General features: G+C 54.6%; 16 protein-coding genes. 10 read left to right on the top strand and 6 right to left on the bottom strand.

Annotated elements, in window-relative coordinates:
• Window positions 1-2 precede the first annotated feature (2 nt).
• The 10 genes from flgC (at window position 3) to flgL (ending at window position 8,825) form a co-directional block, all read left to right on the top strand.
• Entirely contained in the window at window positions 3-398 is a 396-nt protein-coding gene (gene flgC, locus CWI71_RS09465; RefSeq protein WP_126755025.1) for a flagellar basal body rod protein FlgC, read from the top strand.
• 12 nt (window positions 399-410) lie between these two features.
• The gene (locus CWI71_RS09470; protein ID WP_126755026.1) at window positions 411-1,097 is read left to right on the top strand and encodes a flagellar hook assembly protein FlgD; all 687 of its coding nucleotides are present in this window, start codon (window positions 411-413) and stop codon (window positions 1,095-1,097) included.
• An 11-nt stretch (window positions 1,098-1,108) separates the two neighbouring features.
• Window positions 1,109-2,287, top strand: coding sequence for a flagellar hook protein FlgE (flgE, locus tag CWI71_RS09475; RefSeq protein ID WP_126755027.1), 1,179 nt, complete (start codon window positions 1,109-1,111; stop codon window positions 2,285-2,287).
• Between the two features lie 28 nt (window positions 2,288-2,315).
• Complete coding sequence (locus tag CWI71_RS09480) at window positions 2,316-3,059, top strand: flagellar basal body rod protein FlgF (protein WP_126755028.1); 744 nt, start codon at window positions 2,316-2,318, stop codon at window positions 3,057-3,059.
• Window positions 3,060-3,071: 12 nt separating this feature from the next.
• On the top strand, window positions 3,072-3,854 hold the full coding sequence (flgG, locus tag CWI71_RS09485; RefSeq protein ID WP_126755029.1) for a flagellar basal-body rod protein FlgG: 783 nt from the start codon (window positions 3,072-3,074) through the stop codon (window positions 3,852-3,854).
• 4 nt (window positions 3,855-3,858) lie between these two features.
• Complete coding sequence (locus CWI71_RS09490) at window positions 3,859-4,515, top strand: flagellar basal body L-ring protein FlgH (RefSeq protein ID WP_126755030.1); 657 nt, start codon at window positions 3,859-3,861, stop codon at window positions 4,513-4,515.
• A gap of 18 nt (window positions 4,516-4,533) precedes the next feature.
• Window positions 4,534-5,628 (top strand): flagellar basal body P-ring protein FlgI, encoded by a 1,095-nt coding sequence (locus CWI71_RS09495; RefSeq protein WP_126755031.1) that lies wholly within the window; start codon window positions 4,534-4,536, stop codon window positions 5,626-5,628.
• Window positions 5,628-5,945, top strand: coding sequence for a rod-binding protein (locus tag CWI71_RS09500; RefSeq protein ID WP_126755032.1), 318 nt, complete (start codon window positions 5,628-5,630; stop codon window positions 5,943-5,945). The genes CWI71_RS09495 and CWI71_RS09500 overlap by 1 nt, the downstream gene beginning before the upstream one ends.
• Window positions 5,946-6,011: 66 nt before the next feature.
• Complete coding sequence (flgK, locus tag CWI71_RS09505) at window positions 6,012-7,616, top strand: flagellar hook-associated protein FlgK (protein ID WP_126755033.1); 1,605 nt, start codon at window positions 6,012-6,014, stop codon at window positions 7,614-7,616.
• A gap of 12 nt (window positions 7,617-7,628) precedes the next feature.
• A complete protein-coding gene (gene flgL / locus CWI71_RS09510) occupies window positions 7,629-8,825 on the top strand; it encodes a flagellar hook-associated protein FlgL (RefSeq protein WP_126755034.1) in 1,197 nt (398 codons plus the stop codon).
• Here flgL and fliR read toward each other — a convergent pair.
• From fliR to fliM, 6 genes are read right to left on the bottom strand one after another with little or no spacing between them, the layout of a single operon-like run.
• Complete coding sequence (fliR, locus tag CWI71_RS09515) at window positions 8,822-9,604, bottom strand: flagellar biosynthetic protein FliR (RefSeq protein WP_126755035.1); 783 nt, start codon at window positions 9,602-9,604, stop codon at window positions 8,822-8,824. The two genes, flgL and fliR, sit on opposite strands and share 4 nt — an antisense overlap.
• An 8-nt stretch (window positions 9,605-9,612) precedes the next feature.
• The gene (gene fliQ / locus CWI71_RS09520) at window positions 9,613-9,882 is read right to left on the bottom strand and encodes a flagellar biosynthesis protein FliQ (RefSeq protein WP_126755036.1); all 270 of its coding nucleotides are present in this window, start codon (window positions 9,880-9,882) and stop codon (window positions 9,613-9,615) included.
• Between the two features lie 9 nt (window positions 9,883-9,891).
• Window positions 9,892-10,638, bottom strand: a complete 747-nt coding sequence (fliP, locus tag CWI71_RS09525; RefSeq protein ID WP_126755037.1) for a flagellar type III secretion system pore protein FliP — start codon at window positions 10,636-10,638, stop codon at window positions 9,892-9,894.
• The gene (fliO, locus tag CWI71_RS09530) at window positions 10,635-10,943 is read right to left on the bottom strand and encodes a flagellar biosynthetic protein FliO (protein ID WP_126755038.1); all 309 of its coding nucleotides are present in this window, start codon (window positions 10,941-10,943) and stop codon (window positions 10,635-10,637) included. Before fliO ends, fliP begins: the two co-directional genes overlap by 4 nt.
• Window positions 10,940-11,296, bottom strand: coding sequence for a flagellar motor switch protein FliN (fliN, locus tag CWI71_RS09535; protein WP_241967688.1), 357 nt, complete (start codon window positions 11,294-11,296; stop codon window positions 10,940-10,942). The genes fliO and fliN overlap by 4 nt, the downstream gene beginning before the upstream one ends.
• On the bottom strand, window positions 11,286-12,386 hold the full coding sequence (gene fliM / locus CWI71_RS09540) for a flagellar motor switch protein FliM (protein ID WP_126755040.1): 1,101 nt from the start codon (window positions 12,384-12,386) through the stop codon (window positions 11,286-11,288). Before fliM ends, fliN begins: the two co-directional genes overlap by 11 nt.
• Window positions 12,387-12,389 lie beyond the last annotated feature (3 nt).

The following is a 12,389-nucleotide window of genomic DNA, read 5'->3' on the forward strand; positions in this document are numbered from 1 at the left end:
TGATGGCTGATTTTTCTATTCTTGATATCTCCGGCTCTGCGCTATCCGCCCAGTCCAAGCGCATGAACGTTGCGGCCAGTAATCTGGCCAATGCCAATAGCGTCGCAGGCCCTGATGGGCTGCCGTACAAGGCCAGGCAAGTAGTGTTTGAGCAGCAAATGGCCACCGGCGGCGTAACGGTTCGCGAGGTACAGACCTCGACTGCACCGGCCCGCATGAGCTATGACCCGGGTCATCCGCTGGCCAATGATGAGGGGTATGTGGCGATGCCAAATGTGGATCCTGTGGCGGAAATGGTCGACATGATCGCGGCCAGCCGCTCCTATCAGGCCAACGTTGAAGTTATGAATACCAGTAAAGACCTACTGATGCGTACATTAACCATAGGTAAAGGTTAAGCGGGGAACCAAATGAGCACTATTGATAACGCGGTTTTACAAAGTGTCAATCAGACGGCCCGTAACACTCAGGGCGCCTCAAACAGCGCAGATCTGCACACCAACTTTATGACCTTGCTGGTGACTCAGTTACGTAATCAGGACCCGCTCAATCCCATGGAAAACAATGAGATGACAGCGCAATTAGCACAGATTAATACGGTCAGCGGCATCGAGTCATTAAATGACACCATGCAAAACATTAACGGCCAGCTGGAGTCGAGCAAAGCCATGCAGGCTTCTGCACTGATTGGCCGCGCGGTATTGGTACCCGGCCAGCGCATTATGGTTGGTGAGTTGGCCGAGGGTGGACTGGATGTCACGCCCTTTGGTCTTGAATTAGGTAACGCCGCCGAACAGGTCACGGTCAACATTTTTAATGAGAGCGGCATGCTGGTGCGCCGTATGGAGCTTGGGGCCCTGAACCAGGGCGCGCAGTCCTTTGCCTGGGACGGCACCATGGATGACGGTCAGCCGGCACCCGCAGGCGCCTACCGTTTTAGTATTGAAGCCATGAACGGCGAGCAGCCAGTGACCAGCGAGCCGCTCAATTACGCCCAGGTGATTGCCGTGAGCACCCACCATCAGGACGGCCCACGGCTTGATCTCGGTGGCATTTTCGAACCCGTACGTTTAGACGCCGTGCGGCAAATTATCTAAGGAGTCCAGTTATGGGATTTTCACAAGCACTATCAGGTTTACGCGCGGCGGCCACAAACTTAGACGTCGTGAGCAATAATATTGCCAACTCACAGGTGGTGGGGTTCAAATCGTCACGCGCGCAGTTCGCTGACGTATATGCCAACGCGCAAGTCGGTTTGGGTACCCGGGTGGCTGGTATTTTCCAGGACTTCAGCGAGGGTAATATTGAAGCGACCAACCGCAATATGGACTTGGCCATTGCCGGTAAAGGCTTTTTTCGCTTTGATAATCAGGGCCAGATCCTTTATTCGCGTAATGGCCAGCTGACTGTCGATAAAAGCGGTTATATTGTCAACGCTGACGGTGCTCAGCTGACGGGCTATCCGCGCGGCACTGAGCTAGGCGGTCAGCCTCAGGTACTGCAAATTCCGGCTGGTGGACTTGCCGCTCAGGCAACGACGCAACTGGAAGGAACCTTTAACCTTGATGCCAGCACGCCAACCCTGCCGGCCGGTACTTTTGATGCCAACGACCCGTCCACCTACTCGTATACCAACTCAGTCACCATGTTCGACTCGTTAGGTAACGGTTACCCGAGCATGATGTACTTCAGCAAAGTCGGTGACAACCAGTGGGAAGTTCGCCTTTCGCGCGACGGCGAGGTAGCGCCTGAGATCGGCAACTTAACCTTTGACAGTAACGGTGTGCTACAGAATGCCACCAATATGGATGCCTTCAGCTTTACTCCGGGCGGCGGCGCCGATGTCATGAATGTCGCGTTCAGCCTGAATGGCACGACGCAATTCGCGAATGACTTCGAGCAAACAGCCATGGAGCAGGACGGTTATGTATCCGGCACCCTGATGCAGGTTTCGATTGCTGAAGATGGTGGCGTTATCGGCACCTACTCTAACGAACAACAAGTCAATCTGGGCACCATTGCCCTGGCAAACTTCCAGAGCCTGGAAGGATTAAAGCCAGCGGGCGGTAATGGTTGGATTGAAACGCAGGAGTCGGGCATTCCGATTATTTCGCAACCCGGTGAAGGTCAGTTTGGCAAATTAATGGCCGGTGCGGTTGAAGCTTCGAACGTGGACTTAACGCAGGAACTGGTCGCGATGATTATTGCGCAGCGTAATTACCAGGCGAACGCACAGAGTATTAAGTCACAGGATGAAGCGTTACAGACCACCATGCAGCTGAAGTAACGCGCAGCCACAGACATAGGTAGCTACCATGGATGCAATGATTTACACCGCCTTCACTGGCGCGCGACAGACCCTTGATGAGCAGGCGACCGTCACGCACAACCTGAGCAATGTCACGACTACCGGCTTTAAGGCTGAGCTGAGCGCCGCGCGTGCGGTGCCATTGCTGGGTCCGGCTACGCATGGTACGCGGGTGGCGACGGTGAGTACCACGGTGGGGCATGACCAGCAGCAGGGCGCTGTGCAAACGACAGGCCGCGCGCTGGATATTGCGCTTAATCAGGATACCTGGCTGGCGGTACAAACCCCCGCTGGTGAAGCCTATACCAAACGTGGCGATTTGCAGGTCAGTGCTGATGGGCAATTGCAGGTGGCAGGTATGCCGGTACTGGGTGAAGGTGGTCCAGTGGTGCTGCCAATGGGCGCGGATATCAGTATTGGTGACGATGGCACTATCAGTGGCATCGCCATGGGCTCAGATGCGGGTGAGTTGGTGACGCTGGAGCGCCTGAAACTGGTCAGTGTCGGTGACGCACAGATGCTGCAGCGTCGTCCCGATGGCTGGTTTACCAGCACTACAGGCAATGCCTTGCCGGGTTCAGAAACTGGCGGACTGGTGTCTGGTGCGCTCGAAGTCAGCAATGTGAATGCGGTGGACGCTATGGTAGCGATGATTGCCAATCAGCGCGGTTACGAAATGAATATGAAAGTCATACAAAGCGCTGATGAGAACTCCCAGCGGGCGAATAGTTTACTCCGGGTACAGGGTTAAAGGGGACGGACAATGATTAAATCGTTATGGACAGGAAAAACAGGGTTAACTGCACAACAGCAGCAACTGGATGTCATCACCAATAACCTCGCGAACGTCAATACCGCAGGTTTTAAGCGCTCGCGTGCGGTATTTGAAGATCTGCTGTATCAGAATATCCGCCAGGCCGGTGCCATGAATAATGCGCAGGATGCGCTGCCCTCAGGGTTGCAGGTGGGTGCCGGGGTGCGGGCGGTGGCGACGGAACGTTTGCACACGCAAGGAGCTTTGAACAGTACGGAAAATTCCCGTGATCTTGCCATTAACGGCAAGGGCTTTTTCCAGGTATTGATGCCGGATGGCACCCGTGCCTACACGCGTGACGGCAGCTTTCAAGTCAATCAGGAGGGGCAGTTAGTGACAGCCAGTGGTTTACCGTTGGAGCCAGCCATTTTCCTGCCGGCTAACGCGCTGACTGTGACTGTCGGTCAGGACGGAATTGTGACCGCCACCCAACCAGGCTCTTCACAAAACACGCAGGTGGGACAGATTAGCCTTGCGACCTTTACCAATGAAGCAGGGCTTGAGTCACGCGGTGGTAATTTATATGTCGAAACCCAGGCTTCCGGCGTGCCGGTAGAAGGGCTGCCAGGCCTCAATGGCGCCGGCACCTTGTACCAGGGCTATGTGGAAGCGTCGAACGTCAATGTGGTCGAAGAAATGGTCAATATGATTCAGACCCAACGCGCCTATGAAATCAATAGCCGCGCTATTTCAACCAGTGATGAGATGCTCGGCCGCTTGAGCCAGCTGTAATGCTATGCGTCATTATTTTTTAGCTGTTGCGTTAGTGCTAAGCGGGTGCAGTAGCGCGCCCGCGCCACAAGTCGTTGAGCCCTACCAGCCCGTCCAGCCGCCACAACCGGCGCCGACCAAGGTAAACGGCGCGATTTATCAGGCGCAAGTGGGTTACATGCCGCTATTCGAAGATCAGCGCCCGCGCCGGGTCGGTGACATTATTACCGTGGTACTGGAAGAGCAGGCGAATGCAACTAAGTCGTCGTCAAGTAATGCGGCCCGCGCGAGCAATTGGAATGTTGATCTTGAAGGGCTACCAGATGCGCTGGCTGAACTTGCTGAGTATGGCTTTGAAATTGGCAGTAGCAATGACTTCAGCGGCAGCGGCGGCGCCAGTGCCTCCAACCGTTTTTCGGGTATTGTAACGGTTCAGGTAACCGAGGTTTATGCCAATGGCAATTTACAGGTGCGTGGCGAAAAGCAATTGGCAATCAACCAGGGCCGCGAATTTATCCGTTTTTCGGGGGTAGTGAATCCGCGGTCGATCAGTGCGCGCAATACGGTGTTATCTACCGCAGTCAGCGAGGCTCGTCTGGAATATATCGGTGACGGTTATATTTCCGGTGCGCAGCGGATGGGTTGGCTGCAACGGTTTTTTAATTATGTCACGCCATTTTAACAGCTGAGGGGAGTGCAGATGCGGCGCATTTTAATGGCTTGCGTTTTGGGCCTGCTGAGTCTGACAACTGCTGCCGAGCCGTTAAAGGAGCTGGCGCAGTTTGCTGGGGTTCGCAGTAACGATTTAATCGGTTATGGGCTGGTCGTGGGATTGGATGGCAGCGGTGACCAAACCATGCAGGCGCCTTTTACCGGACAGAGTATGGTGAACATGTTGTCGCAGCTGGGGGTGACCATTCCGCCTGGTACGAATATGCAGTTGCGCAATGTGGCGGCGGTAATGGTGACCGCAGAACTGCCTGCCTTTGCCCGGCCCGGGCAAAAGCTCGACGTAGTGGTTGCATCGATAGGTAACGCGCGCAGTCTGCGTGGCGGTACGCTACTGCTCACACCGCTGAAGGGCGCCGACGGCCAGGTCTACGCGTTGGCGCAGGGCAATCTGTTGATTAATGGCATCAGTGCCGAAGCACAGGGCTCAAGTGCCTCCATTAATCAGCAAGCGGCGGGCCGCATTACCGGCGGGGCAACCGTTGAGCGGCAGGTGGCGCTGGAGCTCGGTGCCGTTGGCGGAACGCTTGAGCTGCACTTACATGAGGCTGACTTCAGCATGGCGCAGCGGGTGACCGATCGCATTAACAGCGAACTGGGCTGGGGTACGGCGCAAGCGCTCGATGCCGGTACCATTCAGTTGCAGGGCCCACTTGAAGCCGCTGATCGTGTGCGCTTTATGGCCCAGGTAGAACAGATTGATGTCGCTGCCGTGGCAAGTCGCCCGCGCGTGGTGCTGAATTCACGCACGGGGTCGGTGGTCATTACCGGCACGGTGAAGCTGCGCCCGGCTGCCGTTGCGCACGGTGATCTGGCGGTGACCATTACCGCGCGTCCGGTAGTCAGTCAGCCGCCGGCATTCAGTGGCGGCGAAACCGTGACCGATACTGTGGCTGATATTGATATTACTGAGGAGTCCGGCAGCTTGCAGATGGTGTCGGGCGCGAATTTACTCGACGTGGTCGAGGCACTTAATAAGCTTGGTGCGACGCCCAATGATCTGATGGCCATTCTTCAGGCCCTTGATGCGGCGGGCGCATTGCACGCGCAACTGGAGATTATTTAATGGCGATCGATGGCCCGGGCGCAACCGCGCAACTTCGTGGTATTGCCTTTGACAGTCAGGCGTTACAGCAGGTGCATGAGTTGCGTCAGCGCGACCCGGAGCAGGCCGCCGTCGCGGCAGCTCAGCAATTTGAGGCATTGTTCCTGCAACAAATGATGCAGACCATGCGCGCGTCACAACTCGCACCAGGGTTGCTGGAGAGCTCCGCGACTAAAACCTATACCGAGATGCTTGATCAGCAGTTTGCCAGCGAGTGGTCGCAGCGGGGGATTGGTCTGGCCGACCAGCTGCTGCGTGACTTTCAACTAAAAAAATAACCGCCAGAGGGCTCAAGTTGGCGTCTGCGAAGCCGATAACCTTAAGCAGATTATGAGGACACAAGCATGAGTATCTTTGCCATCGGCTTAAGTGGTTTGCGCGCGGCGCAGGCAGGCCTGTATACCACCAGTAACAACATTAGTAACGTGAATACCGAGGGGTATCATCGCGAACTTCTGACTTTACAGCCGGCGCGTACTAGCGGCGTCTCGGTCAATGCGCCGGAGCGGCAATTCAATCAGTTTATCACCACGCGGCTGAACGCCGCGCAGTCGTCATTGGCATCACTGGATACCTACGCATCTCAGGTACAGCAGCTGGATAATTTACTGGCCGATGAACGATCCGGCCTGAATACCGTCATGGACAAGTTTTTCGGCGCGCTCAGTCAGCTCGCCGGCGCGCCGGCTGATCCAGCTGCGCGTGAAGGGGTGCTGGGCGCGGCGCGTAGCCTGACCGCTCAGTTTCGCTCGTTTGACACCTATTTGAGTGATATTGAAGACGGCATCGATGAACAACTTAGGTTCACGGTCGACGATATTAATAACCAGTCGGCGCAGATTGCCGAGTTGAACCGCGAAATTCTGGTAGCGCGCGCAACCACCGGACAAGCACCGAATAGTTTATTAAACCAGCGCGACGCGATAGTACAGCAGCTCAATCAGAATCTCGATGTCAAAGTGCTGGCGCAGGAGTCAGGCTCTTATACAGTGGCCCTGGCCAACGGTCTGCCACTGGTTGCCGGTGAGCAAAGCTATCAGTTGGCGGCGCGTCCAGATGTGGCTGACCCGACCCAATTAGCACTGGGCTATGTGGGCAATGATGGCAATGTACAACAATTGCCGGAAAAGCAGGTACAGCGTGGTGTCTTGGGCGGGCTTATGGAGTTTCGCAGTGAAAGTCTGGGCAAATTACAGAATCAGCTGGGACAACTGACGGTAGTATTTGCGCAGGCGATGAATACCCAACACATGCAGGGCACTGACTTGAATCAACAGCCTGGCGCTGCGCTGTTCAGCACCGGCGCGACCCGTAGTTACGCCCATGACACGAATACCGGAACAGCGATACCTGAAACCACAATTGTCGATGCGCAGAGCTTGTTGGCTACCGACTTTGCGATAGCGTTTGATGGCAGCGACTATCAGGTAACGCGTCGTGACACCGGGGCGACGGTCACTGCAAGTTTTGATACTGCAACGCAAAGCTTAAGTTTTGCCGGATTGGAGGTTAACTTTTCTGGCGCGAGCGCGGCGGGCGATCGCTTTCTGATCAAACCGCTGAGCGGTCAGGCCGCCAATTTCGAGATGTTAGTGGATGAGGGTGCACAATTAGCGGCGGGGCTCTCAAGTGCCAGTGGTGACAATGAAAACGCACTCGCTCTGGCCGAGTTGCAAAATACAGCAGTGATTGGCGGCAAGGCTACCTTTCAGCAAGGCTACGGCGCCATGGTGAGTACGCTGGGTAATCAGATTAATCTGGTGCAGGCCAATCAGGCAGCACAACAGGGCTTGAGCGAGCAGTTGGGACTGATGCAGCAGGCAGAGTCGGGGGTAAACCTGGATGAAGAAGCTGCCAACCTGATCCGTTATCAGCAGTACTATCAGGCCAATGCCAAAGTAATTGAAACCGGCAGTACCCTGCTCGACACCATTCTCGCCCTACGGTAAACGGAAATGACCATGCGTATCAGTACCTTAACGATGTACAACCTGAGCGTAAGCTCAATGAACCAGCAGCAGGCAGCATTTAATAAAGTGAGTCAGCAAATTGCCAGTGGTAAACGCGTCGTCAGCCTCGCCGATGATCCGCAGGCACTCACTCAGGCTTTAGGAGTGCGCCAGGCACAAGCGCTTGGTGAGCAGTACGCAAGTGCGCGAGTAGGGGTCGAAAATGCCTTAGCGCAGGAAGAAAATGCACTGAATAGCGTGACCGACATTTATAGCCGGGCGAAGACGCTGCTGGTGCAAGCTTCCTCAGAGTCTTTAGCAGATGCCGACCGCTCGGCCATCGCCAGTGAGCTGACGGGTTTGTATGACGCCCTCCTCGGTGTTGCCAATACGCGTAATGCTGACGGTCGCTATTTGTTTGGCGGTTATCAGGATGACACCGCTCCTTTTATCAAAGATGCAGGCGGCGCGGTGCAGTTCGTCGGCAGTAAGCAGGTGCGCGAGCAACAAGTTGACGGCAACCGTCGCATGGCGATGGGGCATAACGGCGCCGAGGTGTTCAGCCGCGTGCACGGGAGTGCCGGTTATGGTGTTGAGGCCGCCATGGAGAATCAGGGCGCCGCGCGATTCGGAACCATCACCATTAATAATCCCGACCACGCGAACTTCGGTCAGGCCTATAGTATTGAGTTTGTTGAGCAAGCCGGCGAGCTCGGCTACAGTGTGAATGGTGGCGCTGTGCAGGCCTATCAGCAGCCAATGCAGATTGCCCTGGATGGCATTGAGCTGGAACTTAGCGGTACCCCGGTTGCTGGCGATCGCTTCAACGTGGCCCCGGGTGATGCGCTGAATACTAATATGTTTACCACCTTTGAGCGCGCGATTGCTGTACTGAATCAACCCAGCAATACAGAGTCGGCGCGGGCAACGCGTGCCAATCAACTGCGCTCGGGACTGCAACAACTGGATCATGGTCTGGACAATGTCCTGACCACCCGCGCTGAAGTGGGCGCGCGTCTGAATGAGCTGGAGACGCTGGAAGTCATGGGCGGCACTCGTAAGTTGTCGCAGGCGCAGACGCTTTCGGATTTGGTTGATCTTAACTATGCCGAGGCCAGCGCTGAGTACAGCCTGCGCATTGTTGGATTACAGGCGGCACAGAAGTCGTTCATGTCGATTCAGGACATGAGCTTGTTTAAACTGCTTTAAGGCACTGCAAACCAACGATCAAGACTATTGAAACCGAGCTGGAATAATTGCTGCAGATAAGCGCCCAGCTCGGTCATCAGCACCACTAAAAGCACCATCCCCAGGGTTAGACTTAGCGGAAAACCCACTGAAAACACCGTTAGTTGCGGCGCAGAACGGTTAAGAATCCCCAGGGTTAAATTCACAATTAAAAGCGCTGAAAATACCGGTAATGCCAGCAGTATACCGGCGCTGAATACCACCGCGCCAAAGCGCGCCAGCGTTTCAAAAAGGCCTGCTGACAGACCGCCAAGTTCACCCACCGGTAGCCAGGTAAATGAGCGCACCAGGGTTTCGATTAACAACAGATGACCGTCAATAGCTAGAAATAGCAGTAGTGCAAAAGTGTAGAGTACACGCGACAGGATCATGGTGTTAGTACCGCTGTCCGGGGCAAAAAAAGTGGCAAAGGCCAGGCCCATTTGCAAGCCGATGAACTCACCCGCTGCCTGCACTGCGGCAAACAATACTTGCAGCACAAAACCAATAGTTACGCCAATCAGCAGCTGCTCAAGCACAATACCGGCGCTGGCCCAGGAGAATAACGGCACCTGCGGTGGCGGGGGGAGCAGGGGTGCTAAAGCGAGCGCGAGCAGTGCACAAAGGCCAATTTTGACGACCCGTGGTACGCTTGAATGGCTGAGTACCGGGGCTATTAAGAACAGGCCCATAAAGCGGCAAAAAGGCCAGAAAAACAATGTGATCCAGGTTTCAAGCTGGCCGGAGGTAATGCTCAGCACGGTGCCACCTATTGCGCGATTTGCGGGATCGAGGTGAACAGCCGGGTGGTAAAGTCGACAATCAGCTGAATCAGGTAAGGCCCGAGAATGACCAGCACAGCAAGTACGCCAAGAATCTTTGGAATAAAGGACAAGGTCATTTCGTTAATTTGCGTTGCGGCCTGAAACAGACTGATAAGTAAGCCCAGCAGCAAGGCAGTGATAAGCAAGGGTCCAGCCAGATACAGGCAAACCATCATGGCCTGGTATGCAAGTGTCATTACCTGTTCGGGAGTCATGGCAAGGCCTTAAATATAAAAGCTGGAGGCCAGCGAGCCGATAAGCAACTGCCAGCCATCGACGAGCACGAACAACATCAGCTTAAACGGCAGTGAGATAGTGGCCGGTGGTACCATCATCATCCCCAATGCCATAAGTACACTGGCAACCACAAGGTCGATAATCAAAAACGGGATGAAAATGGTAAAACCGATTTGAAACGCCGTTTTTAGCTCGCTGGTAACAAAAGATGGCACTAACACATGAAAAGGTACTTCTTCCGGGCCTGCCAGGGGTCCAATGTTAGCGATATCGGCAAACAGCGCCAGATCAGGCTCACGGGTTTGTGCCAGCATAAATGCCCGCATGGGCTCAGACGCTGCCGCCAGGAACTGATCAAAATCGATCGAATTAGCACTAAAGGGTAGCCACGCGACTTCGTAGATTTCGTTAAATACCGGCGCCATGACAAAAAACGTCAGAAACAGCGCAAGCCCGAGTAAAATTTGATTGGGCGGGGCAGACTGCGTGCCCATGGCCGTGCGTAACAGGCTAAAGACGATGATAAAACGGATAAAGCAGGTCATCATCAACAGCACAGCTGGCAAAAAAGCCAGACTGCTGAGAAATAATAAGGTCTGCAGCGGCAGTGACCAGCGTTGCCCGCCCTCGGCGGTGGGTTCGCTGATGACCCCGGGGATACTTTGCGCGAAGCTAGCGTCCGACCAAAATACCACTATCAGCAGCGTTAGGGTTATGAGCCAGCGAGGTGTCATGGTGTATTTCCCGGCGGTACCGGGCTTAATTCGGCCAGCTTCTGAATACCCTGAGCACTGACACCTAACAACAGGCGCTGCTGCTCTACTTCGATGATCACCACACGCTCTTTGCTGCCCACAGCCAGGGAGGCAACGCATTTTATTTGCTGTTGCCGCTGCCAGGCTCCCTGTGAGACACGTTTAAATAACCAGCCACAAAGAAAAATCAGCGCGACAATGAAGATAAGCACGGTCGCAACCTGGGCAAATAACGCCAGGTTATCGCTCAGTGGCGGTGCAGTGACTGCGTTAGTGTCGGTCATCGGTTTAATTTTTGCACCCGCTCAGAAGGGGTGACAATTTCAGTGATACGAATGCCGTATTTGTCGTCCAACACGACAACTTCACCTTGTGCGATAAGGTAGCCGTTGATCAGAATATCCATCGGCTCACCAGCGAGACCGTCAAGTTCAACGACGGAGCCTTGTGCCAACTCCAGCAATTGCTTAATGGTAATCCGGGTGCGGCCCAACTCGACACTGAGCTTAACCGGAATGTCCATAATCAGATCAAGATCATGGGAATTGCCTTTTGACTGGGTTTCCGGTGGTACCAGCTCGTCCCAGGGGTTGTCCTGGTCCGCTGACGATTGTGGGTTGGTGTCTTCAGTTGTCATGCTTAGAGTCCTTCGGTTGCAGCGGCGTGAATTCATGCTTGCGCTGGGTCCGTAATAACGATGCAGGAATACGATGTTTGTTCAGAATAGCGCGCACGCGCAGCGCATGGCGTTGATCGACAGTGCCAAAGTCGCAATCAAGCACCGGCAAGCCATCGACCTTGGCGGTGACACTGTCAGGCATATCGATAGGCAAAACGTCGCCCGGTTTCAGTGACATTACCTGCGGTAAACGCAACGGAATTTCGGTAAAGTTTGCCACCAGTTCAACTGACGATTGCTGTAACTCGCTGGCAATCAGTTGACGCCAGACGTCGTCGTCGCGACCCCCGCCAATGTCGGCACGTAAGTTGGTGAGTTTGTCACGCAGCGGCTCGATCATGGCGTAGGGCATACAAATGCTGAAGTCGCTTTCCAGATTACCGACTTCAAGATGGAAATTCGTGGTCACCACAATTTCGCTCGGTGAGCTGGTAATGGCTGCGAACTTGGGTTGCATTTCCGCCCGCAAAAACTGCATTTCGATGGGGTGCACGGCGCGCCAGCTTTCCTGATAAGCGTCAAGGGCCAGATTCAGCACACGGGTAATAATTCGTTGTTCGGTGCCAGTAAACTCCCTTGGTTCATTGCGGGTCATAAAGCGTCCATCGCCGCCAAATAAGTTTTCGACGATTAAGGACACCAACGGCTGCGGAAATACTACCAGCGCAGTACCGCGTAAGGGTTTCATTGACACAATATTGATATTGCATGGCGAGGGCGTGTTTTCGGCGAAGTCACTGAAGCGTTGATAGCGCACAGAGTCGACGGTAATGTCCGCGTTACGCCGCATGAGGTTGAACAGATTCATGCGAAATTGCCGCGCAAACCTTTCATTAATGACTTCTAGCGTGTGTAAGCGCTCACGAACGACGCGCGCCTGTGAGGCAGGGTCAAAGGGTTGTTGCTGTACCGTCTTTACTTTTTGCTGCTGTGTGCGCGGCTGAGTCTGCGGCTGCGGGCTTTCGTCGTCAGGCAAATCCTCGTCCACGCCGGGGTTAGCCAGCATGGCATCAAGTTCATCCTGGGAAAGCTGTTGTCCGTTACTCATAGC

Origin of the sequence: Pseudidiomarina insulisalsae, assembly GCF_003987065.1 — a bacterium.
GTDB classification, from domain to species: Bacteria; Pseudomonadota; Gammaproteobacteria; order Enterobacterales; family Alteromonadaceae; genus Pseudidiomarina; species Pseudidiomarina insulisalsae.